This window comes from Candidatus Omnitrophota bacterium, assembly GCA_016209275.1.
GTDB lineage: Bacteria > Omnitrophota > Gorgyraeia > Aquiviventales > Aquiviventaceae > JACQWM01.
Map to the genome: position 1 here is coordinate 45818 of JACQWM010000007.1, position 24686 is coordinate 70503.

Below are 24686 nucleotides of genomic sequence, written 5' to 3' on the forward strand. Positions count from 1 at the left end.
ATGATACGCCGCGCGGCGCGCGGCGCGCTCCTCGCACTCATGACGGGGTGCGCCATGGCGCGCCCGATGCTTGTTGGTGTTCCGTTGACTGACTTGCGCGCGCACCCGCGCACCGTCGCACAGCCGTCGGTCCACGACCCCGAGGAAGAAACGCAATTGTTCTACGGCGAACCGGTCCGCGTGCTTGAGGAACACAACGGATGGGTGCGCGTCGAAGCGATGGAGCAAGCGGAATTTAGCCATGCCACACGGTGGCAAGGGTACCCCGGGTGGCTGCCGAAGAGCGATCTGATGGCGGCCCATGACCAGCAGCCGCCGTCGATCGTCGTGGCTGACCCGTGGGTCGCGGCATGGACCAATGCCTATCTCACGGATGCGGCTTCCCTGCAATTCCCCATGGGCACGCTGCTCTCCGCCATCGAGATCGGCCATCAGGTGTGGCGCATTGAATTGCCCGATGGCGAGTTTGTCTGGATCCCGCATGGCGCGGCTCGCCCTCTGGAGCAGGTGGCCGCGCTGCCCCATGCCGAGAAACGGCGCATGATCCTGCACAGCGCCCAGCGGCTCATCGGCGAACCGTACTACTGGGGCGGCCGCGCAGCGCGCAGCAACGCCCGGGCGAATCGCGCCGCCGGCTTCGATTGCTCCGGGGTGGTGAACGTGGCGTATCGGACGGTCGGCCTCGCGATTCCGCGCGATGCGCACGAGCAGTTCCTGCGGGCAAAAAAGATCTCCACACTCCAGCCGGCTGACCTCATTTTTCTTTCGGCGCCGAATGATCCTTCACGCATCGTGCATGTGATGCTCTACGCGGGTGATGGCGACCTCATTGAAGCGCCCCAGACCGGGAACACGGTCCGTCGCATCAGCCTGCGTGAACGTCTTGGCCGAACGATCGATCAACTGACACCCGGCACCGTCATCGATGGACAAACGGTGTTCTTTGGGTCGTACCTACCTGCATGATCGCCAACCAAAACGAATTTTCGATTGACGATTTATGATTGACGATTAATTATCGACAATCGTCAATCGAACATCGTAAATCCCATGGCAATAGTGACCCTCCTTGGTTTGGTGGGAATAGTCCTCATCCTTCAGCGCCATCCCGCCACACATCGCCTCTTCAAGTGGCTGCCGACTCCGCTGTGGTGCTATGCCCTGCCGATGATGGCGACGACGCTCGGATGGCTGCCACGGCACCATCCTTCCTATCCGCTCTTGACCACGCTCGTGTTGCCGTTTGCGCTGGGATTGCTGCTGCTAGGCGTTGATGTCCCGGCGATCGCGCGCGTGGGCTGGCGGGCGGTCGCGGCGACGCTCCTCGGCAGTGTGAGTATCGTCCTGGGTGCGCCGCTGATGGGATGGCTCCTGCGCGCGCATCTGCCGGCTGGCGCATGGACTGGGGTGGGGACGCTCGCGGCGACGTGGACCGGCGGCAGCATGAACCTCTTGGCGGTGCGCACGATTGTCGGCACGCCTGAGGCGATCTTCACGGTCCTCATCATCGTCGATGCGCTCATCGCCTACAGCTGGATGATCGTGCTGATGGCCGCCAGCGGTCTTCAGCAGCCGCTGGATCGTTGGTTGCGGGCCGCGCAGGCCACGTCCTCGGAGTCCCTCCCTCTCGCCGGGCCTCCCTCTCGGATGTGGCCTGCACCTCCCGCGGCAATCATCGTCGCAATCGGGCTGACAACATCCGCGATTCTGGTTGGACGGATGCTCCCCACGACTCAGATGATTAGCTCCGCCAGCGGCTGGGTGGTATTGCTGGTGACGACGTTTGCGCTGGGCGCCTCATTCATTGCACCGATTCGACGGTTAGGCCCCGCAGCGACCTCGGTGGGCATGCCGTGTTTGTATCTAGTACTCGCCGGCATGGGAGCGCAAGCCAGCCTCTTGGCGCTGTGGGCGGCGCCGATCTGGGTCGCGTTTGGCGTCGGTGTCGCGATGTTTCACGGGGTGGTCATGCTGCTGGGCGGATGGCTGCTGCGGATTCCGCTGGGCGTGCTGGCAACGGCCAGCCAAGCGAACTTAGGGGGAGTGGCGTCCACCCCGATCGTGGGCGCGGTGTATCGTCAGGAATTGGCCGCCGTGGGGTTGTTGCTGGCGGTGGGGCTCAATGGGATCGGCACGTATCTCGGCCTCTGCTCCGCCTGGCTCGCCCGCCTTCTTCTAAGGTAGATGCCGGAAGACGCCGACGACTTTGCCGAGGATCGAGAGCGGCTGCTGCTTCGTCACGAGGATCGGCTCCATGCTGGGATGCTCCGGCTGCAGCCGAATCTGATCGTCTTCTTTAAAGAACCGCTTGACCGTCGCCTCATCGCCTAAGAGGGCGACGGCGATTTCGCCATTGTCCACCGTCGGCTGCTGGCGCACGATCACAAAATCTCCCTCCAAAATCCCGGCGTTAATCATGCTGTCGCCCTTGACCTTCAGGGCAAAATGCGCCGGCGCTTCAGCAGCCGCGGTCGTCGTCTTCCCGATCCAGCTGCCGTCGACCACCAGATGGCCTTCCACGTTCTGCTGGGCTAAGACGGGTTCACCCGCCCGCACGCGCCCGACGATCGGCACCCAGAGGGCTTGTTCAAAGGGTGCCACGATATCCAGCAAGCTGATGCTGCGCGCGCGCGGTTCGCGTTTCAAAAATCCTTTTTTCGCAATGGCATCAAGGTGCGTGGTCACGCCGCGCAGGCTCTTAATCCCCATCGACTTGCCGATCTCACGGATCGTCGGCGGATAGCCCCGCTGCCTGATCCAGCCGCGGATCGTCTCCAGCACCGTATGTTGTCGCTTGGTGAGTTGCTTTGCCATCTCAACACTCGATATCAGATATGATTGAGGCTTTTGATATCTGATATGGCCTCATCACGAGCGATATCAGATATGAAAAGGGCATTTCATATCTGATATCGTACTTAAGGATACTAGACGGGCGTCTAGATTTCAAGACCCTTGAGCGTGCCGACGACAGAGCGGAGTTGATCGCGCATGGCGGCCAACTGCTCATCGGACAAGGCGGCTTCAAATAATTTTTGCATGAGGGTGACTGCGTTCCGCAGCGATCCGGTCGCTTCCCGCAGGCGGCGCCGCTGAAACTGCCGCTCGCTGACCTGGCAGAATAATTGGCTCATGCGGATGGCCGTCGCCGTATCCGTTGGCACATTGTGCAGCGCGTTGCCGTACGCGAAGAGGGCTTTCTCTGCGTCGCCGGCGACCTCAAAACCGTTGCCGAGCCGCTGCCAATACTCAAACCCCACGCGCGGCTCGGCAAACCGGATGTCATGATCCGGAAGCACGTCAATCCCCCAGGCGTTGAGGATCGGATAACTGAACAGGTGGAGGCTCAGCATCACCGGCTGGCCGTTGCGAAACACCAGCACCGCGGCCTTGGTCGTCCGGCCCTTCATCCGAGTTGACACAGCCGCGAAGTCGTCAATCGAATGCAGCTCCTGGTCGTCGACGCGCACGATGATGTCATCGGGCCGCACGTCGGCGAGCGCGGCTTGCGAGTTCTCATCGACGCTGACCACGCGAACACCAACGGGGCTGTCGGCCACCACCACCCCGCGGAAGACTGACGGCAACTGGCCGGCTTCGCTAGTGAGACAGTGAGAGAGTGAGAGAGTGAGTAAGGGAATGCTGACGGTAGCCCGCATGAATCTCCACCAGATCTGTTCCATCTTTTCCCTATCTCACTGCCTCCCTATCTCGCTTTCTCACTCAGTCACAGCATTGTTCCGCCGCGAAGGGCGATGTCAACGAGCAGCGCGACAATCGCCAGCGGCAGCCACCAGTGGAACATCGGCGCCGTCGTGGTCACCGGAGCGGTCAGCGGGACAAAGGCGCGATCCGGCGCATTGTAGACGCCGTGGGTTCCGCCGGAAAGCGAGCGCAGCAAGCGTTCTTCGGGTGGCTGGCCGGTGATTTCGCCCTCGGCCGTCGGCGCCCCGACGCGGATCCAGCGCTTTGTTTCCACCGAAATCTGCCGCTGCTCCGCCGCCGCCTCAGGGGAGGCGATGGTCGAATCAAGCCGCAGCTGATGCCAGCCTCCAGGCACCTGCTCCAAGGAGGCCTGCCAGCGCCAAGCCCCATGTTGAACGAGGGGGAGAGGGATTTCGCCCGAGCCGTCGCCGGCAAGCAACCGCGCCTTAGGATCGGTCAGCGCGCCTTCAATGACCAGGTGAGGCGCCGATCCGGTATCATCAACCCACGTGAAGAGTTCCTCGCTCATCCGCGGCCGCATCGCCCACCGCGCGATGTGCGCCCATGTCGCCTCATAGCCGGGCCAGCGGACCCACTCGGGCGACCAGCGACTGTGCGCATCCGACAGAAACGACACCACCCGCCCTTTGCCTCGCATCCATCGCGCCAGCAGCGGATCGTCCCCCTTCGCCAAGGCTTCGGGGGACAGGTCCCCCTCGCCGCCGTTGATCGTCAGATCCACGCGGGCCTCGGGCTTGGCCGTCGCGGTCAGATAGCCGCGCAGCGCCGGCCACTCCGGAACCTCGGCGAACCAATCCGAGGAGGGCGCGCGCTGCGGACGGAAATTCCCCTCGGCAAACGGCAGGCGGTCGAGCATCTGCTGGGTATCCCGCGCGAGCAGATGCGGCAGCTCCTCCAGCGAATTCATCTGATAAAACCTGCCACCGGTGCTGCGGGAGAGGTACTGCAAGTAGTCGGTGTTGATGAACGCCGAGCCGATGCCGATGGTGCTGATCGTGATGCGCTCCTTCTGAAACGCCTGCAGCATCGTGGCGTAGGACTGCCGCAACTCCGCAAACGGCGTGTTGCCGTCGGAGAGAAGAATGATGTGCTTGATGGTCGCCCCGGTCGCCTCCAGGCGAGTGGCCGCCGCAGCCAACGCCGGGTACACATCGGTGCCGCCGGTCGCGCGCAGCTTCACCAAGGTGTCCACGAGCGACGCGGTCACCCCTCCGGCCGGCTGCACCTCGGCCACCACATACGGTTTCGTATCGAACGCCAGCATCCCCACGAGGTCCTCCGGGGAGAGCTGCTTGATGAGGGCCACCGCCGCGCGCTTCGTGGCGGCGATGCGCGGGCCGAACATGGATTGCGATCGGTCGATCAAGAGGATGACGCAGATGCGCCGCTTGGCTTCACGCAGGCCTTTGGGATCAAAGCGCACCGGCAGCAGCTCATCGAGGGGCGAGGCGGTGGCGATTTCATGCGCGAGATCGCCGCCTAAGCCCACCATCAGCAGCCCGCCGCCGAGCTCCACAGAGCGCCGCAGCTCATCGACTTGGGCCGGGCTCAGTGCGCTCTTGGGCAGATTGTCCAGGAGGACCGCATCGGCGTTGCGCAGCCGATCGGCCGAAAGATCCGCGGGGCGCATAACGCTGACATCCATCTGCCGTTGCTTCAAGACGGCGGCCAGCGGCGATGGCGCCGAGGGATGCTCGGTGACTAGGATGAGCTGCGGCGGCCCCTCGATTTCCGTATAGGCCTGCCGCTGCTCGTCCACCCCATCGGATGGAATCCGCAGATGCACGGTCAGCGCCATGGTGCCGCGCTGAATCGCCGGAACGGTCACCGTCGCCACCTGCCAGCCGCTCCGCAGGCGCATCGCCTGCTGTTTCACGGTGATACCCTGCAGGGCGATCGCCGCCTGGCCGTCTTTCATCGTCTGCGCCGCATTGAAGATGACCAGCCGCACCGGGATCGCCCCCCCGCGCTGAACGCTCGGCGGCACGAGCAGATCATCCCACACCGTCTTCGTCTCATTGAACACCGGAACCGTCACGGGAAACACGCTCAGGCCGCGCCCACGGAGTGCCGCCACGACCATCGCAGTGCTCCCCATCGTTTCGTGCCCATCGCTGAAGAGCACGAGGCTCGTCCGCCCGGGCGTGCTAGATGCTGCCAGCGCAGACAGCAAGGCCCCCTCAAGATCGGTGCGATCATCCCCCACCGAGGCCTGGCGGAGCAGCCGCTCAATGACTGAGGGATCGGTCAGCGCCTCGGTGCCCCAGTCCGCGACGGAGGCGGTATCCCGGCCGAACGCCATGACGGCGCGGGAGAGCCGCGAGGGACGGATCGCTTCCAGCGACGCCAGCCGCCGGGCGATCCACGCGCGTTGGCGCGGATCGATGCTGGCGGATTGGTCCACCAGGTACAGGATCTGGCGGGGGGCCTCATGGCTCCACCGGCGAGGAAACGCCCACAGCGCTGCGCACACCATGGCGATGGCGAGCAGCCGAGCGCCCACGGCGATGGCTTTGCGGGCACCCGCCAGCGGAATCTTCTGACTGAGCCACAGCACCAATCCCATGAGTGCGAGCGAGATCGCCAGATGAGAAAAGTTCATGTGCTGTGTATTTCGGATGGTGGATGGTGGATGGTGGATTGCGCTTTACTGGAATCCGCAATCGAAAATCGAAAATCCAAAATTCGTTGTGATGTTCGCCTCGCATACAGCCACCATTCGATCACGAGCAGCGCTAAGACGGCCAGCAAGAGCCATGGGGCCAGCGGAAGCATCGTCGGCTGCGCCGCCGCCGACGGCGGACGCTCTTCAGCCAGCGGCCGCCATGTCGAGGTCCGGTCCATCAGATTCGACTCGAGCGCGTTGAAGAGCCCTGTGGCGTGCGCGGCGTCTCCCATCAGCCACCGCAGGCTGTTGAACACGACGACAATGGCCGTCGTGGTGTCGTGGCTGATCGAGGGATCAAAGCGCAGGGTCACGCGGCGAACCCCCTGGGGCGCATCGGCCAATACCACGGGAATTTTCCGGCCGTTGCGCACCGCGGAGATGACGGCAACAGCGCTGGTGTCGGCCGTGGCTGCCGGATTCAACGCCACTGACACGACATCGACCGGCGCCACATACGCGCCCAGGGGATGGTCATTGGCCACCAGCCAATGCACAGGAGTGGACTGACGTGGCGCGTTGGCTGAGAGGTCGAATCGCAGCACGGCGGACGGTTGCCAACCGCTCATCACCTCGCGGTCGGTGATCAGGACGAATGGCGCATCGGCCGCAGGCGGTTCGGTGCTCCATTGGAGCGCTGCGCATGCGGTGAGCCACTCCCTGAGGCCGCGCTGCAGTTCCGGGGAGGCCACGCGCAAGACCACGGGCAAGGTCGCGTGCTGCGGGATGGTCAGATGCGCCGCATTATCGAGGCTGAGCGCATCGGGCTGGGCTTGCAGTTGCACCTCAATGTCCCCGGCGGCGTTCGCGGGCAGGCTCAGCGCTTCCACGCGGCGCGCCCCGGCCTCCAGCCGAAGGCTGGATTGCGCCAATGGCGCGCCGCCCTGCAGGACGCGCACCGTCACCGTTGAGGGTTCGGAAGAAAAATTGTGGATCGTCGCCGCCAGGTGCGCCCCGTCCGCCGCGCACAGCGGCCCCCGCGCTTCGACACCTGCCAGCGCGACATTGGCCAGTGTTTCTCCCACGCCGAGCCATTGCACGCGGGCCGGCAAACCTTCAGGCCGCGGCTCATCGGTTGCGACGATGATCTCATCAGGCGGCTTCGGCAGCATCGCGCTTCCCAGGCGCACCGCGGAGGCCAAATTGCCGCCCAGGGCCGCTGTGCGCTGCTCATCGAGGGCGCGATGGATCGTGGCCGCATCGCTTCTCGGATGCGCCACGGCCGGCTGCAGCGGCGCTGTCGCCACCAGCATCACCTCATCAGCCGCAGACCGCTCCATTAATCGCCGCCGAAGCGCGGTGCGAGCGCGATCGAATGCAGCGCTGCCGCTGCGCCGCGCGGCCATGCTGGCCGATGTATCGAGAATCGCCAGGACGGTGCGTCCGCCTGGATGGCGAAGGGCTGGCCGAGCCAGGGCGAGGGCTAAGAGGATCGCGCCGGCGAGCTGCATCCAGAAAAGCGGGTTGACCACCAGATGCGTCCGTCGACGGGCAGCGCGGCGCAGCAGGTGCTCAAACGGGATCAGGCTGGGAATCTGAAGGCGCCGCCGGCTGGCCGCCAGCCGCCACAACCAGAGCACCACCGGCACGCTGAGCAATCCGAGAAAACCTAGAGGAGAAAGAAATGACATCTATGGAAATTATCAATAACCAAGCACCAATAACCAAACAATGACCAATGTTCCAATGACCGAATTACCAAACGATGTGGTCATTGGTGATTCAGTCATTGGGAATTGTTTGGTGATTGGAATTTGGTAATTGGTTATTGGCAGCTAATCCGTGAATTGAACCGAGCCACAGCCAGAAGCCCAGATTGGTGTGCGACGAATAGAGCGCTGATTCAAACACGCCGACCACCAGAAACGCCACCACCCCGCAGCCTAAGGCGGCGGCCAGCAGCGCCGTCTCTCGATCGCTCGAACGGAGCAGCCGCCGAAACGCCCGGCCTGTCTGCGCGATGATGCCGGCAAACGCGATCAACCCGATCGCTCCTAATTCGGCAGCCAGATGCAGATAATGGTTATGCGCGTACGCCGAATGGATGGGATCCCAGGACAACTTATACCGGTCATAATTCTTAATGAACGTGTTGACGCCCACACCGATGACCGGATGCGCGGCGAACATCCGCCAGGCGGCGGCCCAGATTTGCGGCCGCTCCGGCTGAATCAGCGCATCCCACCACGACGGTTGGCTCGCGGCCCAGGCGCGCACAGGAGCCGGCAACAACAGCAGCAGAAGGACTCCGGCCGCCGCCAGTCCGGCTAACAGAGGCCAGGCTCGCCGCACGACACAGAACACCAGCAGGCTCGCGGCCACCGCCGTGACCCCGGGACGCGAGTAGCTCAACACCAGCGCGCACGATAGCAGAGCCACGACCAACCACCGCCACCATCGACGCACCGCATCCCCCGCCGTGATGGCCGCCACCACGCAGAGGGGAAAGACGCTGGCCGCAAAGATGCCGAAATCATTCGCGTGGCCGAACGTCGCGGTCAGCCGCGGCAGGCCCCCCGGGGCATGGCCGGCCGCGCGGCCCCGCAGCGGATCAACACCGAAGGCGAGTTGCAGCAGCCCATCGATGGAGACGATCGCCGCGGACAGCACGACGGCGGATAACACGGCGCGCAGGCGGGACGGCCGGTTGAGCGTCTCGGCCGCCACCCAACAGATCAGGACCGCTTGCGCGATTTTGAAGAGTCCTTGCACGCTCGCGCGAAGCGCCACCGAATGCCACATCGACACCACCCCGGCCGCGAACCACACGCAGAACCATACGTTGACCGCGAGCTGCGGAGGCCGCAGGCTGCGCGTTCGCAGCTTGCCCAGCACCCAGGAGGTGACGGCGATTCCCACCGCAAGGTTCTTCAGCGCAGGGGCGAGCGGCCAAAACAGCACGGCCAGCCAGATCGAGGCAAACGTCACCTCATCAGCGGTGAGGCGCAGCCAGCGCTTGCGCAGCAACAGCCGCACGCAGCCCCACCCATCGCGCAGAGGTGCGAGCTTGCTGCGCCCGATGCGGGAGGCATAGCCGATGGGGATTTCCTCCGCGCGCAGGTTCGCCACGGCGAACGCTTCGACTTTGATCTCGTGCGAAAACGGAATGCCGGAATCTGCGAGATGCAATTGCTTGAGCGCCGAGGCGCGGATCGCCCACATGCCGGAGAGCGAATCGCGCAGCGACAAGCCGAAGCACCAATTCGCCAGCAGGGTGAGGACCCCATTGCCCACGCGGCTGACCCACGACATGGCCCGCGGCTGCTGCAGCGGGAAGCGCGAGCCGTTGACGAAATCCAGCTGCCGCCGGGCCAGCGTCTGCACCAGCGGCTCGATGGCGGAGAGCGGATACGTGCCGTCGCCGTCAAGCTTCACGATGACGTCGCCCGTCGCTTCCCGCAACCCGCGGCGGCAGGCCTCCCCGTAGCCGGGCCGCGTCTCGGCCGCCACCCGAACGCCCGCAGCGCTGGCGACGGCGGCGGTCTCATCGGTGGAGCCGTTATCGACAACCACCACCTCATCGACGCTGCGGGGCATCTTCGGCAGCATCTGCCGCAAGCCATCGGCCTCATTCAGGCACGGAATAATCACGCTCACCCGCAGGCCATCAATCATTCAAGAAAGCCTCGGTGTGGCAGCACGTTCGTCACAAACGAGGCGAGAGATTCATCCAGCCGGTGCTGCGCAAAGGCGATGCCGTGCCGCTTGCAAAATCGCGCGAGCAATTCGTTGTGGCCAGTGACCGCCTGCTCAAGCTCGGCTGTGCTGTACGCGAGCTGATGCGTGTCGCCGGTTTCGGCGTCGACGACCATGCCCGCGCGCGAGAGCTGTGCGGGATGCAATTCTTGCGGGCTGATGACCTGGATCACTTTCACCTCGAGATTGCGGATGGCCAGCAGGTGCAGCGCTTGGAAAAATTCCGCCGGGCGCACCATGCCGTCGGTGACCACGATGGCCTGCCCGCCGTGCATGCGCAGACTGATCGCCGCCCGGCGCACCCACTCGGCCAGCGCCACCGGCCCTCCCAGGACGGCCGCATCGGCGGCTCCCGCCATGCGCGAGAGCTCCGCCCGCTGATGGAACCAGGGGCTCGAGGCGATTGGCCCAGGCTTGATCCAACTGAAGCGCACGTAATGGCCGTCGCTGATCCCGATGTAGCCGAGGCTCACCGCTAGGTGGCGCGCGCGGATGAATTTCTCGGCGGTCGGCAACCCCATGGACGGGGTGGCATCCACCAAAATCTCCACCGAGAGGGCAATTTCCTCTTTATACGTTTTGACGAACAGTTTTTCCAAGCGGGCGTAGAGGCTCCAGTCGATGGCGCGGATGTCATCGCCGGCGTAATACGGCGCATAGTCGGCAAATTCGATCGAGGAGCCGCGCCGGCTGACGGTGAAGCGCCCCCCGAGCCGGTGCCCTGCCCGCACGGACTTGATGGAGAGCTCCAATGTGTCGAGCCGATTGATATAGGCTGGCGTGAGCCAATCTATCGTCATGGAGACGCAGCGGTTCCGCACACCAGGTAGCGCAGGTTTAAACCTGCGCTACCTGGTGTGCGCTACTCACTTTCTCACTAACTCTCGTTTGGTAGGCGACAGGAGTTCTGTCAAGATGTCCAGCGCTGAACGCTTCTCGGCTTCGGCCTCGAAGGAGAGGATGACGCGGTGGGAGAGCGCTGGCAGGGCGACCGCGTCCGCATCCTCGAAGCTCACGTTGACGCGGCCGGCCATGAGTGCTGAGACTTTGGCCCCCATGAGGATGGCCTGCGCGCCGCGCGGGGAAGCCCCATACCGCAACCAGCGATTCGCCGCGTGGGCGGCATCCTCGTCATTCGGCCGCGTGGCGGTGACCAGCTTCACGATGTACGCTTCCACTTCGCGCGCCACCAGGACCTCGCGCACCAGCCGGCGGGCGTTCATGATCCACTCCTGCGCCTTCGCCTGCGGCAGCACCGGTTTGGCCGAGACGATCTCGGCCGTGGTCGTCTGCTGCAGGATGCGCGAAAGATCCTCTGACGACGGGTAGCCGATGAACAGTTTAAAGAGAAAACGGTCGAGCTGTGCTTCGGGCAGCGGAAATGTCCCTTCCATTTCAATGGGATTCTGTGTGGCCATGACGAAAAACGGCTCCTCCAGCTTCATCGTGGCACCGGCGATGGACACTTGCCGCTCTTCCATGGCCTCGAGGAGTGCCGACTGCGTCTTGGGTGTGGCCCGGTTGATTTCATCGGCGAGCAGGATGTGCGTGAACACCGGGCCTTTCGTAAACTCAAACGCCTTATGCCCGTCGCGTTCAACGACCAATTGCGTGCCGAGGATATCTGAGGGCATCAAATCCGGCGTGCACTGGATGCGCTTAAACGACAGGCCGAGCACGCCGGCCACCGACTTGGCCAGCAGCGTTTTGCCTAACCCTGGCACCCCTTCCAGCAGAATGTGGCCGCCGGCAAACAGCGCAATCAGCAACCGCTCGACCGCCTCCTGCTGGCCGACGACGACGCGGGAGAGCTCCTCGCGCAACGCGGCAAACGTCTCCCGAAACTCCTCCGGCTGCACCGCTAATTTCTGCGTGGTCATGGCTTCCTTTCCTAAATTATGGGTTGCTCCGACGGTGGAGCTGGTCGAAGATCGGTTGATATTCCGGCGGGACGGATTGGCGCGTGGTCGCACGCTCCTCCAGAGGCTGATCAGAGAGCTGGGCGTCTTCCGGCTGCGCTTTTGGCGCGTCTTTCGCAACCGCGCCGGAGGGCGTGCCCGTACCGCCGCTGGCTCGTCCCTGCTTTGTCGGCGCCGTATCCGTCTGCAACTGGATCGGCACCGGTTTGCCGGTTGAAGGATCAATCGGTGTGGCTGCGCCGTAGAGATTTGGGTCGGTGCCCTGGCCGGCGTTTGGCATCTGTTGCTCTTGGTCAAGTTTGGCTTGCAATTGTTCAAGCTGCCCGGAAACTTGCTGCAGCAAGGCGTGGATGTCCGCTTTCATGTCGGCGGCGCCGGCCTGCTCAGAGGTCGTGCCTGGCTGCTGTCCTGCTTCGCCCGAGCCTTGGTGGGGCTTCGCAGCAGCGAGCCCTTGAGAGGGTTGCTTGCCCTGCTGGCCTGGCTTGGTCTTGCTGCCGGCAGCCTGTTGCGCGGCTTGCCGCTGCCCCTGTTGCTGACCCTGTTGTTGACCCTGCTGCTGAGCTGACTGCTGCCCTTGCTGTTGGCCTTGTGTTTGCTGCTGGCCGGCTTGTTGTTGAGCGCCTTTTCCCTGCTGCTGGGTGCTTTGTTGTGATGAGTTTCCGGAATCCTTTTTGTTGTTGGACTGATTTTGATTTTGGTTTTGGTTTTGGTTTTGGTTTTGATTCTGGCTCTGATTTTGGTTTTGGTTCTGATTCTGCGCCCCCTGGTTTCCTGCGCAGTCACACGATGATTGTTGTTGCCCGCCACCCGACATGCTCATGCCGGCCCGCCCCGGCTCACTGTTCTGGTGTTGGCGGGCCGGGGGCGGCGCCCCCCCCTGCTGCATGTCGGAAGCACTCTTCGAGGATGACGGCGCTTCCGGCGCCTTCGGCTTCTGCTCGTCGGGCTGTGGTTGCTGAGGTGAAGCTCCGGGTGGTACGGCAGGAGGTTTCGATGCTTGGGTGAATTGACGCAACACCGTTTTCGGCGCCGGCCAGATGAGGAGCAGAATCAGCAGCGCTGAAAGCGCGGTGGCCCATCCATCAACAGGACGCGGAAGGCGGATTCGATCGGTGCGCACGCGCTGCGCGAGGTCTTCGAGCAGCATCGGGTAGAGGGCGGGCGGCTCAGGGGCGGCGGAGAATTGTTCGGCGGTTAGCAAGCGCTGCTGCAATCCGAGGGTGGCGTCAAGCCACTGCGCGCCGGCCCGCGAGGCGCGCCATCGCCGCCGGCTCCGCCACGCCAGCCCGAGGGCGAGGAGGACCAGCAGCAGCGCCGCCGCGGCGACGCTGACCGAGAGCCGAACACCGGCAAGCCGCAGCCGCCAGGCGAGGGCCATTGCCATCGCCCCGCCCAACCCGGCCAGCACGCCGGTGTTGGCGAACAGCGCTTGGCGATACCGGGCAGCGAAGCGGCGCGTCTGCCTGAGGGGATCACTCATCTGGTGGTGTGCGTTGAATGCTGGAAGATCGCTTACGATGCCGAGAGGGCGCGCGCGTCAAAATGGCCGTCGATCTGGCGGCCGTCGCGCACCGTCTCATCCACCCACACGCGCGTCAACTGACCGGACCACCCAGCACCAACGGTGCTCGGGCCATGACCCAGCTGATCGGCCAGGGTCTTGCGCTCATGCCGCTCATTGATTTTGTCCATCTGTTTCTCAACGACGAAGCCGGCGAGCAAGCCAACGAGCCCGCCGAGGGGTGCCCCGATGCCTGGGGCGATGGCGGAGCCGGCAATGGCGCCGGCCGTATAGCCTGCCTGTGATGGCGGAAGGCTGGCGCACCCGGCGACCAAGACTCCGGCCGTCGCCATCGCAAATAATCGACGCCTGCGCATAAAACCATGCTACTCTAACTCGTGCCTCTTGACAAGCGACGAGCTGGTTGAAAGAATAGAGCGATATCAGATATGAAATGGCCATTTCATATCTGATATCGCCTTATGACGCTTCCCATTGAAGTCGCCAACCTCACGAAGCGCTACGACAACGTCACTGCGCTCTCCGGCATCTCCTTTAGCGTCCACCCCGGCGAGATCATGGGGTTCTTAGGACCTAACGGTGCGGGCAAAACCACCACACTGCGCATCCTGACCGGCATCATCGCGCCGACCGCCGGCACGGTCCGCATCGATGGGCTTGATGTGACGGCCCATCCGCTGGAGGTCCGCCGGCTCATCGGCTACCTGCCGGAAAACGTGGCCCTCTACCATGAGCTGCGGGTTGAAGAGTACCTTTCGTATCGCGCCGCCATCAAAGGCGTGCCGAAGACCGCGCGGCGATCGCGGCTTGAGGCCGCGATGGCGCAATGCGATATCGTGGATATGCGTCGGCGGCTCATCGGCCGGCTCTCCAAAGGCTACCGCCAACGGGTTGCCTTAGCGGATTGCCTCTTAGCGCAACCGAAAATCTTGATTCTGGATGAGCCCACCGTTGGGCTGGACCCCCACCAAATCCGCCAAACTCGAGAACTCATTACGACCCTCGGACGCTCCGCCACCGTCTTGCTCTCCACGCATATCCTGCCGGAGGTGGAGATGACCTGCCAGCGGGTCGCGATCATCCATCAGGGACGCATCATCGCCGTTGATACCCCGGCGTCGCTTCGCCAGCGCCTGCAGGGCAACCCCATGATCCGCGTCCAACTGCGCGGCAACGCCGGCGATATCGAAACCGCCTTGAAGCAGCTGCCCGGCGTGGCACGGGTCATGCCCAAAGGCCCGGCGAACGGATCCGCCGCCTTCGAAGTGGAACCCTCACCCGGCGTTGACGTCCGTGAGGCCATCTTTCACCTCGCGGTGGCGCGCCAGTGGACGCTGCAAGAACTCGCGCAAACGCAGATCTCGCTCGAAGATGTCTTCATCCACCTCACCACCAAGGAAGCGGAACCCTCAGACTCCCCCCTGACTTACTCACTCACTCGCTAAAAACATGACCACGCTCTGGACCTTGACCCTTCGCGAACTGAAAGCCTTTTGGTATTCGCCGATCGCCTACGCGGTCAGCGGACTGTTTCTACTCTTGCAAGGTGTCGTGTTCACGATTCTGTTGGCCGTCCTTGTCGACCCGCGATTTGATCCGACGGTCACGACGATCACGCAGCTGTTCTTCGGCGGCACGGTGTACTTCTGGTTCATGGGGCTCATCATTCCCTCGCTGCTGACCATGCGCGCGTTCAGCGAAGAAACGCGCAGCGGCACCATCGAAGCGCTGCTGACCGCTCCGGTGACGGAAACCCAGGTCGTGCTGGCCAAGTTCCTGGGGGCGTGGCTGAACTACATCGCGCTCTGGGCATCCACCGCGGTGTTCTTCCTGGTCTTGCGGCGATTTCTGCCGTTTGACTGGGGCCCGGTGCTCACGGGGTACCTTGGCACGTGGCTGATGGGCGGCGTGCTCATTGCCGTCGGCGTTCTGGCCTCGAGCTTGACGCGCAATCAGGTCATTGCCGCCGTGCTATCGTTCGTCGCGATCCTGCTGCTCTTCTCCATCGGCATCTTGGATGTGTTTGTGCAGGATCCCGAAGGCAGCAAGATGATCCAATACTTCTCGCTGCTGGAGCAGCTGCATGGCTTTTCGAAGGGCCTCATCGACACGCGGCCGATCGTGCTCTACGCCAGCATCGCCTCGATCGCGCTGTTTCTGACGGGCCGCGTCATCAGCAACCCGAGATGGCGATCATGAACAGACAGCACATAGCAGATAGCAGATAGCCATACATGCAAAAACTGTGGCGTAGGATTCTTGTGTCGGCGAATTTCGCGGTCGTGCTCATCCTCCTCGCCTTCCTCTTTATCCTGGTCAACTCGCTCGCGAGCCGCCGGTACGCCCGGTGGGACCTCACCCGGGCCAAAATCACCCAGCTCTCCGATAAGACGCGGCAAACGCTCAAGGCGCTTGCGGCTCCGGTGCGGGTCACGGTCTTTTTCGAACCCAGCCACCCGCTGTATGAGCTCATCCGCGATCTCCTGAAGGCCTACGAGGCGGCGAGCCCAAATATCACCGCGGTCTTCGTGGATCAGGAGCAGGACGTGGCCAAAGCCACCCAATTGGTTGAGAAATTCCACATTGAAAAAGCCAACGTCGTCGTCTTCGAATACGGCTCGCGCCATAAGCACCTTGCGGACACGGACCTGGCTGACCTTCATCACGAGGCCAAAATCTTCAACGCGGAGGACGCCTTCACCTCAGCCATCATCTCGCTGGCCCACGAGAGCGCTCCGACGGCGTGGATCATCACCGGCCACGGCGAGAAATCCATTGAGGCGGCCGACCGCGGCGGGCTCTCCGACGCCAAACAGACGCTGGAGCAGCAGAACATCGCCGTGGAGGCCGTGACCCTGCTTGAGCGCACGGCGATTCCGGACGATGTGCGGTTGATCATCATCGCCGGCCCGACGCATCGGTTCGCGGACGCTGAACTCGCCCTCCTGCGCACGTATCTCGATGGCGGCGGCCGGCTGCTGGCCCTGCTTGATCCTCAGCACGAGACGGGGATGGCGGCACTGCTGGCCTCGTGGGGGATCACCGAGGACGACACCATCGTCGTCGATCCCTCCTTGAAATTGCCGTTTGTGTCCGCGGCGAATCTCTTCGTCACCCATTACACCGAGCACCCCATCGTGGATCGGATGCAAACGGTGATGACCATCTTTCCCCTGGCCCGCTCGATCCGCCCGGCCGCGGATCCTCCCAAGGAGCTGACCGTCACCCCGCTGGCGTCCACCTCCGAAGCCGGATGGGGAGAAACCGACCTGACCAGCGACACCTTCGTCTTCAATGAGAACACAGACCTCAAAGGCCCGGTGTCGATTGCCGTCGCCAGCGAGCGCGCGGTCGGCCAGTCCCGCACGCGCCTCGTCGCCGTCGGCGACTCGGATTTCATCATGAATGCGCAGCTGGGCAACGTGGGCAACAAAGACTTCTTCATGGGCGCGATCTTCTGGCTCATGCAGCAGGAACAGTTCATCGGCATCGGGCCGAAGCCGCTGGAAGCCCTGAAATTGCATCTGACCGAACCGCAATTGCTCGGCCTCTCATGGGCCAGCGTGCTGACCATGCCTCTCCTCTGCGGGCTGCTCGGCGTTGGGGTGTGGTTCCAAAGACGTCAGTAACGAGTCACATGCGGTGGAAGACAACGCTTGCGCTCTTGGTGGCAACGGTCGTGGTGGGGGCGTATGTCGCTTACGATATCCGCCAGCCGTCCAAGGAATGGCAGGAAGAGCGTCCTCGGCAGATCCTGGATCTGCCCGCTGAAACCATCACGCAGCTGGCGATTGAAACACCCCAGGTCAAGATCGCCCTCATCAAAGACGGCGGCTCATGGGTCATCGCGCCGCAGCATCTGCGCGCCAACGCGAATCTCATCACGCGCATCGTCTATCTCTTCGGGCCGCTGATGGCCTCTCGCGTCCTGGCCCCAACGCCTGAGCATCCGCTGGATTTGGCCGCGATGGGATTGGCTCCTGCGGTCGGCCGGATCACCGTCTCGGCCAACGGCCTCGCGAGCACCCTGCAGTTCGGCAATCCGACTCCGCTCCCATCGAAACGGTACGCGAAGGTCGCCGGCCGCCCTGAGGTGTTTGTGATTCCCGCACGCCTCTTTGACCTGGTCAATCAGCCGCTGGAGCGCTACCGCGACTCGCCATCAGCCGCGCCGGCGAATGAGGCCCCGGGCGCGGAGGATGCGTTGCAGGACGGTCAGATGCGTCAGCCCCGCCAAGAGTACCAGGGCCCACCAGAGCCCATCGTGACCGAACGGACGCCACGGCAAGAGCTCCCACGCCAACAGCCCAAGTAAGAGCACGATCCCCCGCTCGCTGCGCTCCATCAGATCCGGCCATTCCAGGTTGCTCATCGGCGCTTCCATCGCGGCTCGGGCTTTTGAATAGCTGACCAGCAGCGATCCGGATACGCTGAGCATCGACCACAGCCAATAGCCGCTGGCGATGGCAATGGTGACGCTGATGATCACGTCCACGTAGCGATCCACCATGGCGTCGAGGTAGCCGCCGAAGCGGCTGGCCCGCCCGCTGAGGCGCGCCACCGCCCCATCCACCCAGTCGAGGCAGGCGACGGCCGTGATCATCACGCAAAACGGGAGAATCGCCCGCGTGCGGAGAAACCACCAGCACACGATCAGGCTCAGCAGTGGTGTCGCAAGGGTGAGGGCATTGGGCGAAATGCCGGTGGCAGCGAGCGCGCGCGCCAGCGGCTCAATGGCGCGATTGAAGAACGATTTATACCGGCTCGTCAACACGGGTCAGGCAGCGGGTGGGGGTGCGGGCTCGATACCGACGATCTTGATCTTAAAATTCAACGTCTTGCCTGACAGCGGATGATTCCCATCCAAGATGACGGTGGTTTTCTTGATCTGTTTGACGGTGGCTCGGATGCTGCGGCCCTGCTCATCAGCATAGCGGAAGACGAGCCCGGGTTTCGGTTGGAGTCCAACCGGAAGATCGCGCTTCTCCACTTCCATCACCAGCGACGGATTATATTGGCCGTAGCCCTGCTCCGGCGAAATGGTCACCTCTTTCTCATCGCCGGCATGCAAACCGGCCAGCGCTCGCTCAAGCGCTGCGATGATCTGGCCGCGGCCGTGGACGTATTGCAGCGGCCCTTGGCCGCTCGTGGACTCCACGGTTTTCCCATCCGCCGTCAGCGTGTAGTCCAGGGTCACACTCATCCCGTCTTCAACGCTGAAGGAAGACGGCGCGTCTTGCTCCGCGGCCATTGCGCCGGCGGCCAGCAGCCCGGCCAGCCCGATGGCGGTAACACTCGCGAAACCTCGGCGGGGCATCATGGGTTAGGAGCTCGCCGCAAAGTCCGAATCGTCCAGCAATTCCAAGTCGTCGATCCACTCCTCGCCCGAAGCGCTGTCGGATGACTCATCAATCTGCTCATCGAGCTCATTCAGTAATTGCATGGTTTGCTCAAGCCACGTCGCGTCATCATCTTGGCGCTCGGCCAGCACCATGGGTGTGGCCGCCGGCCCAGCCGCATGATGCCGGAGCGCGCCGAAGGCGAGGACGAGGCTTGCCGCCGCGGCCGCGAACGCCACCGCCACCCTCGGCCAGGGCCAGGCCGCCCGCGCCGGGACCGGCACGGGATGGGCAAGGCGTCGAACGCGCGCCATCACCTCATCGGTGTAGCGGATCCGCTCATATCCGTCGGGCTCCTTCAGCGGATGGCGCTTGAGCCACGCCGCCAGCCACGAAGCGAACTCCATTTACAGTCCCTCCTCATTCAGCCACGGGGTCAGCTGCTTGCGCAGCGACGCGGCAGCCCGAAAGATGTGCGCCTTGACCGTTCCGACGCGACAATCCATCACGCCGGCAACCTCCATCAGTGGTAACCCCTGCAGATGATGCAGCGCAAACGCGGTTTTCTGTTTCATGGGCAGCCTCCCAATCGCCTGGGCGAGCCGGCGCCCCAATTCGCGATTCGCGGCGCGGTCGCTGGGATCGGCTGCAGGATCCCCCACGTCGATGAACCACGAGCTGTCAGGATCATCAGGATCAGCTTCACCCACGACGGCGGCCGCCGCCGGAGCGCGCATGCGCCGGCGAACCTCATCCTTGCACTCGTTAACCACGATGCGGTAGAGCCATGTGGAGAACTTGGCGTTCCCGCGGAATCGGCGAAGCGAACGGTAGGCGTTGACAAAGGCTTCTTGCGAGGCGTCTTTCGCATCCTCATGATGGCCGAGCAGGCTAAGTGCCAAGCGAAACGCGGGGCCCTGGTAGCGATCCACCAGCTCGGCATACCGATCCACCTCTCCGCGCAGGACAGCGGTGATAATCTCCGCATCGGATTGGCCCATCGCTCGCAGTAGTATAACATAGTTTTTTCACCGACGCCGTCCGCCGCCACCGCCGCCACCTTTAGCCCCGCCACCGGCACCGCCACGGGGCCCACTACCGCCGGCCTTCGAGCCGCCACCCATGGCTCCCCCGCGAGACCCACCGCCTGCTGGACCGCCACCCATGCGCTGTCCAGGCCCGCCGCCTGGTCCGCCCTGCGGGCGATTCGCCCCGCCATGCTCTCCAGGACCAAATCGGCGATGCTCGCCGCCCTGGCCGACACCACCGCGTCCCTCTCCTTGGCCATGATCGCGCACACCCCGATCATGTCCCGGGCCTGGCCCGCCCTGTTCACGCTTGCGCTCTCGGTGATCTTCACGCCGGTCACGGACATCCTCCCGATGGTCGCGGACATCCTCCCGTCGGTCATGCCGATCTTCGCGGCGATCCTTCACGTCTTCTCGATGATCGCGCACGTCCTCCCGGCGGTCGCGAATATCCTCACGCCGATCCTTGATATCCTCGAGCCGATCCCGCGGTCCGCCGTCATGCCTGGCATCCCACCGATCTTCGCGGCGATCGCGGATGTCCTCTCGATGATCCTTGACGTCTTCTCGGCGATCCCGCACATCCTCGCGGCGATCGCGGATATCTTCGCGCCAATCCTGGCGATCCTCTCGCCGATCCTGGCGATCCTCTCGGCGGTCTTGACGGGCTTCCATGCGATCGGCGAAGTGCTCCTGGATGCGCGGATGATTCTGCATAAACTGCTCGAATCGCCCCGGGTTATGCTCCTTCATGTATTGCAGCCGGTGCTGCATCACTTCGCGGAATTTCTCAGGGTTGGCCTCCTTCAGATGCTGGAGGCGCTCGCGGCGCTGCGCTTGGAGCTTGTCCTTGACGCGCTCAAACGCCTCAGGATTCTTCTGCTTTAACTGCTCCAGACGTTCCTTCAGTTGTCCGCGATGCTGCTGGATAGCTTCTTTGTAGGCTTCAGGATTCTTTTCCTTGAGTTCGCGCAAGTGTTGGAGCTTGGCAGGATCAGGACCCGGACGATCTTTGATATCTTCGCGCCGATCCCGCACGTCTTCTCGGTGGTCACGGACATCTTCCCGGCGATCGCGGATATCCTCGCGCCGATCCTTCACATCTTCTCGCCGGTCCTTCACATCTTCTCGGCGATCCTGGCGGTTCTCCCGACGATCGGCGCGGTTTTCAACGCGATCTTTGCTAGGCGGTTCGGCGAATGCCTGCGCGGAGCAACCCAAGAGTCCTGCCACGACAATGCCCAGCAGCCGTCTCTTCATCATGGTGCCCTCCTTGTTCTATTGAGTAAGACGCCGGACGGGCGAAAAGGTTTACCCCGCCCCACGGTTATTATTGTGGGCGGGGTTTACTGAGGAAGGATTACTCCGCGCACTCCCCTTTGCCGGCGGCGGGGGCAAAGGGTTCGGTCTCACCCAGATCGACGAACAGCTCAGGCGTCTGCGCAGCACCATTGAGCTCGGCGAGATCCTGCAGAAGGAATTTCAGGGGGTCAAGGCCGATCCTGGCGATGAACGAGGCGAATGGTTCATCAGGCTGCTTCTGCTCGCCATAGAACATGACGATCCGTTTGACGGCCTCCGGCACTCGTTGAGCCGGAACCCGCAGCAGCCGACGGCCAAATTGCGTCGATTCCTCTGCGGTGCCGCCGCCGACGAGCAGCTGGTAGCACGGGACATGCCGCTCGCCCACCTTGACCGCGACCCCAAAGCCTCCGATGTCCGCGATATGATGCTGGCCGCAGGCGTTGGGGCAGCCGGAGATCTTGATCGAGATCGGCGCATCCGCCCAGGCTGAGAGCCCGTTGCGGCACAGCGCGTCCACCGCTTCGGCGAATCCGCGCGGATGGGTGATAGCGGATAAGCAGCTATCCGCCCCTGGGCAGCGGGTGACATCCGCCAGCCGGTCTGCCCCGGCTTCGGCAAGACCCAAGCGCTCCAACTCTTCATACACGGCCGGCAACGCGGCATACGGCACGAACCGCAGCAGCACGTTCTGGGTGTTCATGAGCCTCGCCCCGCCGGCATACCTGCGCGCCACGTCCGCCAGCCCGCGAAGCTGTGCTGAGGAGAGATCGCCGCACGGCGCGCGCACGATGACGCTCACCAAACGCGGCTGTTTCTGGGGAACAATGTTCGTGGTGCTCCATCGAGCAAAGCCTTCCGGAGCCGGATGCGTGCTTGAGAGGCATGCTCGCACTGGCGGCGAGGCGTCGTCGCGAAGATGCAGCGCGCTGAGCGCGTAGCCGGACTGGGTAGCCCACACGGCGGGACGCTCCGCCATGACGCGCTGCCGGAACTCTTCCCATCCGAGTTGCTCGATGAGGAATTTGAGGCGGGCGCGGGCGCGGTTGCGCCGCTCCCCGTGCCGCTCAAAGACGCGCAGGACCGCCTCGATCGTCGGCAGCAGCAACTCGGCCTCGGTCCATGGCTCCAGCAGCTTCGCCGCTGCGGGTGCCGGGCCGAGCCCCCCGCCGGCGTAGATGCGAAACCCTCGGCGGCCGTCCTGCACCGCCGCCACAATGCCCAGATCGTGGATTTGTGTGCGGGCATGATCCGTCGGGCAGCCTTCAAACGCGATTTTCACCTTGCGCGGCAGGATCTGCGTGAGCGGATTGCGCAGCAGATAGTCGCTGATCGCCTGGGCATACGGAGTCACGTCAAACGGCTCCTCGCGCGAGACCCCGGCCCACGGGCAGAGCGTGATATTTCGCACGACGTTGCCGCTGGCCTCGCGCGTCGTCAACCCCGCGGCGGATAGCCCGCGCAGGAAGGCCGGCACGGCGCCGCGTTCAACCCCGTAGAGCTGCGCATCCTGGCGCGTAGTCACATGGACCTGGCGGGCCGGGGTGAACTGCTCGCACGCGGTGGCAAGGGCCTCAAGCTGCTCCGGGGTGATGATACCCAGCGGCACGCGCACCCGAATCATGTAGCTGTCGGGCGCGCGCCGCATGCTGTAGACGCCGTATTGCAGGCGCAGCTTCTTGAACAGCTCAGGATCCAGCGCGCCCTGGGCCAGGCGGGCTAGCTGCGACTCAAGATGCTGGATTTCAGCGTCGACGACCGTGGTTTCGCGCATGGGGGTAACCCAAAAGTATAGCCGGAACGCCACAGGCTTCTATGATGAAGATCAGGAAGTGCGGCGGCGCGTGGCCGCAGCGCCTACCAGTGCCAGAAAGGCGACTTCAGCGGCCATATAGATGATCAACAGCAGCGGCAGGGGTTTGGCATGACCGCCGGCGTAGCTGTGCAGGCCGACGAGGTAGAAGCTCACACCGTAATACGTCATCAGGAGGAGAAAAAATCCCGTGATGGTGGCCAGGGCCACCCAAATGCCGTGCAGCCAGCCGGCCATGCGGCCATGCAGCACCGCGACATACCACAACAGCGTAATCAGCGCCCAGGTTTCCTTGGGATCCCAGCCCCAGTACCGGCCCCAGGAGGCGTTCGCCCAGACCGCGCCCAGCATGATGCCGGCCGCCAGCGTCACCACGCCGACTTGCAGCGACCGATACAAAAACAGATCCAGCTTGGCAAAGATCTCGCTGCGCGCGCGTTTTCGGCTGAGCGACAACCACGCATAGATGTGAGCTAGGCCTACGGCCAGGGCAAGGGCGCCGTAGCTGCCGACAATCGTCAAGACATGAATCGTGAGCCACAAGTTGCTGTGCAGCACCGCCACCACCGGCGAGATGCTGGAGTCCAGCGGCACGAAGTCGGCGAGCATCAGTGTCGCCGCCGCCAGGATCGATGCGGCCAACGCAAACAGATTCGCCCGGTAGATGCGTTCAAAGATGAAGGCGGTCACCACGAGGACGAAGGGCAGCCACAGCATCGTCTCATAGAAGTTGGAGACCGGCGGCCGCCCGCCCAGGATCACGCGCATCGCAATGCCAGCGCCATGCAGCAGCATGGCCGCCGCATACATGATCAAGCCGATCCGCGCCGAGCGCTTCCGACGCTCCGAGGCGATGACGCGCGCAAGCAGCACGAACGCCATCAGGTACAACAGCTGGGCGAGATGAAACGGCTGGGCGTGATTGTAGAATACCTCAAGCGTCAGCCGCCACGCCGCCGGGTAGGCCGCAGGATTGGCTTGCTGCAGCGCCGCGGCCGCCTGCTGGGCTGCGGTGATGATCGTCTCCTGCCGCCCGGCGCGGATCGCCCCCAACACAGTGGTCCATGATGCGCGAATGGCCTCCGCCTGCGGCTCGGGATAGCCTTCGAGCTGCTGGGGGGCGCGCCACTCCACATCAAGCGATGCCGCCGGCGGAGGTGCAAGATGCAGCTTCTGCTCGAACACGCCGCTGACGGCGACGAACCGCCCGAAGACGTCCATCGTCTCTTCCTCTTGGATCGTCAATTTCTCGCTGCGCTGCTGCTTCTGCGAGATGGCCGGCAGCATCCGCATCAGTTTGCGCGACGCCACCAGATCGTTATACGAGATCGCCTTGGCGTGGCGGTCCATCCCCAGCGGCTCCCGCAGAGGACCGAACGGAACCGACACCAGCGCCTTGGCCTGCCATGGCTCGGAATCGGCCATCATCAACAGGATGGTCTCGACCGGATCCTGCTGTTGGAAGCGCGGATTGCCTGTGATCTGCTGCAGGGTTTCGCGCGCGAAGCTATCCAGCGGCTTGACCCGACCGTTATGCTGAACCGCGATGCGCCGCAGCGCGTTCAGGGCCGTCTTCGGCACGCCGGATGTCTGCGCCCAGCCCTGCCCGAACGCGGCCAGGCCGGCGAATCCCGCGGCGCAGAGCATGATCTTGACAACTCGTCTCATGGAAAACT

22 protein-coding genes are annotated in these 24686 nt (G+C 63.7%); 8 read left to right on the forward strand and 14 right to left on the reverse strand.

Annotated features, from left to right (window positions below):
* Both HY737_01585 and HY737_01590 read left to right on the forward strand, forming a co-directional pair.
* Positions 1-966, forward strand: coding sequence for a C40 family peptidase (locus HY737_01585; protein ID MBI4597081.1), 966 nt, complete (start codon positions 1-3; stop codon positions 964-966).
* Positions 967-1050: 84 nt separating this feature from the next.
* Complete coding sequence (locus HY737_01590; GenBank protein ID MBI4597082.1) at positions 1051-2184, forward strand: DUF819 family protein; 1134 nt, start codon at positions 1051-1053, stop codon at positions 2182-2184.
* Here the strand turns inward: HY737_01590 and lexA are convergent.
* The 9 genes from lexA to HY737_01635 all read right to left on the reverse strand — a co-directional run bounded on the left by lexA (position 2176) and on the right by HY737_01635 (position 13860).
* Complete coding sequence (gene lexA, locus HY737_01595; GenBank protein ID MBI4597083.1) at positions 2176-2814, reverse strand: transcriptional repressor LexA; 639 nt, start codon at positions 2812-2814, stop codon at positions 2176-2178. The two genes, HY737_01590 and lexA, sit on opposite strands and share 9 nt — an antisense overlap.
* Before the next feature lie 125 nt (positions 2815-2939).
* A complete protein-coding gene (locus HY737_01600) occupies positions 2940-3683 on the reverse strand; it encodes a PDZ domain-containing protein (protein MBI4597084.1) in 744 nt (247 codons plus the stop codon).
* 44 nt (positions 3684-3727) lie between these two features.
* Positions 3728-6328 (reverse strand): VWA domain-containing protein, encoded by a 2601-nt coding sequence (locus tag HY737_01605; GenBank protein ID MBI4597085.1) that lies wholly within the window; start codon positions 6326-6328, stop codon positions 3728-3730.
* Positions 6325-8022: a BatA domain-containing protein gene (locus HY737_01610; GenBank protein ID MBI4597086.1), complete on the reverse strand. Its 1698-nt coding sequence runs from the start codon at positions 8020-8022 to the stop codon at positions 6325-6327. The genes HY737_01605 and HY737_01610 overlap by 4 nt, the downstream gene beginning before the upstream one ends.
* Before the next feature lie 91 nt (positions 8023-8113).
* Positions 8114-10006, reverse strand: coding sequence for a glycosyltransferase (locus tag HY737_01615; protein MBI4597087.1), 1893 nt, complete (start codon positions 10004-10006; stop codon positions 8114-8116).
* Positions 10003-10887: a DUF58 domain-containing protein gene (locus tag HY737_01620; GenBank protein MBI4597088.1), complete on the reverse strand. Its 885-nt coding sequence runs from the start codon at positions 10885-10887 to the stop codon at positions 10003-10005. The genes HY737_01615 and HY737_01620 overlap by 4 nt, the downstream gene beginning before the upstream one ends.
* 66 nt (positions 10888-10953) lie before the next feature.
* Positions 10954-11967: a MoxR family ATPase gene (locus HY737_01625; GenBank protein MBI4597089.1), complete on the reverse strand. Its 1014-nt coding sequence runs from the start codon at positions 11965-11967 to the stop codon at positions 10954-10956.
* Positions 11968-11983: 16 nt separating this feature from the next.
* The gene (locus HY737_01630) at positions 11984-13486 is read right to left on the reverse strand and encodes a hypothetical protein (GenBank protein MBI4597090.1); all 1503 of its coding nucleotides are present in this window, start codon (positions 13484-13486) and stop codon (positions 11984-11986) included.
* A gap of 32 nt (positions 13487-13518) precedes the next feature.
* Positions 13519-13860 (reverse strand): hypothetical protein, encoded by a 342-nt coding sequence (locus tag HY737_01635; protein MBI4597091.1) that lies wholly within the window; start codon positions 13858-13860, stop codon positions 13519-13521.
* A gap of 129 nt (positions 13861-13989) precedes the next feature.
* On the opposite strand from HY737_01635, the gene HY737_01640 reads away from it, so the two are divergent.
* Genes HY737_01640 through HY737_01655 form a run of 4 tightly spaced genes read left to right on the forward strand, consistent with a single transcriptional unit; the run spans position 13990 to position 17843 of the window.
* Positions 13990-14973 (forward strand): ABC transporter ATP-binding protein, encoded by a 984-nt coding sequence (locus HY737_01640; protein ID MBI4597092.1) that lies wholly within the window; start codon positions 13990-13992, stop codon positions 14971-14973.
* 4 nt (positions 14974-14977) lie between these two features.
* Positions 14978-15727 (forward strand): ABC transporter permease subunit, encoded by a 750-nt coding sequence (locus HY737_01645; GenBank protein ID MBI4597093.1) that lies wholly within the window; start codon positions 14978-14980, stop codon positions 15725-15727.
* Positions 15728-15762: 35 nt separating this feature from the next.
* The gene (locus HY737_01650; protein MBI4597094.1) at positions 15763-17157 is read left to right on the forward strand and encodes a GldG family protein; all 1395 of its coding nucleotides are present in this window, start codon (positions 15763-15765) and stop codon (positions 17155-17157) included.
* 8 nt (positions 17158-17165) lie between these two features.
* Entirely contained in the window at positions 17166-17843 is a 678-nt protein-coding gene (locus HY737_01655; protein MBI4597095.1) for a DUF4340 domain-containing protein, read from the forward strand.
* 462 nt (positions 17844-18305) lie between these two features.
* Here the strand turns inward: HY737_01655 and HY737_01660 are convergent, their stop codons facing one another.
* From HY737_01660 to HY737_01670, 3 genes are read right to left on the reverse strand one after another with little or no spacing between them, the layout of a single operon-like run.
* Entirely contained in the window at positions 18306-18848 is a 543-nt protein-coding gene (locus HY737_01660; GenBank protein ID MBI4597096.1) for a peptidylprolyl isomerase, read from the reverse strand.
* A gap of 3 nt (positions 18849-18851) precedes the next feature.
* On the reverse strand, positions 18852-19274 hold the full coding sequence (locus HY737_01665; protein ID MBI4597097.1) for a hypothetical protein: 423 nt from the start codon (positions 19272-19274) through the stop codon (positions 18852-18854).
* Entirely contained in the window at positions 19275-19868 is a 594-nt protein-coding gene (locus HY737_01670) for a sigma-70 family RNA polymerase sigma factor (GenBank protein ID MBI4597098.1), read from the reverse strand. It lies immediately after the preceding gene.
* A gap of 240 nt (positions 19869-20108) precedes the next feature.
* Between HY737_01670 and HY737_01675 the strand changes: the two genes are divergently transcribed.
* Complete coding sequence (locus tag HY737_01675) at positions 20109-20783, forward strand: hypothetical protein (GenBank protein MBI4597099.1); 675 nt, start codon at positions 20109-20111, stop codon at positions 20781-20783.
* Positions 20784-20813: 30 nt separating this feature from the next.
* A complete protein-coding gene (locus tag HY737_01680) occupies positions 20814-21248 on the forward strand; it encodes a hypothetical protein (GenBank protein MBI4597100.1) in 435 nt (144 codons plus the stop codon).
* Between the two features lie 7 nt (positions 21249-21255).
* Here HY737_01680 and HY737_01685 read toward each other — a convergent pair whose 3' ends face one another.
* Together HY737_01685 and ccsA are read right to left on the reverse strand one after the other, a co-directional pair.
* Complete coding sequence (locus HY737_01685) at positions 21256-22971, reverse strand: nitrite/sulfite reductase (protein ID MBI4597101.1); 1716 nt, start codon at positions 22969-22971, stop codon at positions 21256-21258.
* 51 nt (positions 22972-23022) lie between these two features.
* Positions 23023-24678 carry a cytochrome c biogenesis protein CcsA gene (ccsA, locus tag HY737_01690; GenBank protein ID MBI4597102.1) on the reverse strand — a complete coding sequence of 552 codons (1656 nt, stop codon included), beginning with the start codon at positions 24676-24678 and terminating at the stop codon, positions 23023-23025.
* Positions 24679-24686: the final 8 nt, after the last annotated feature.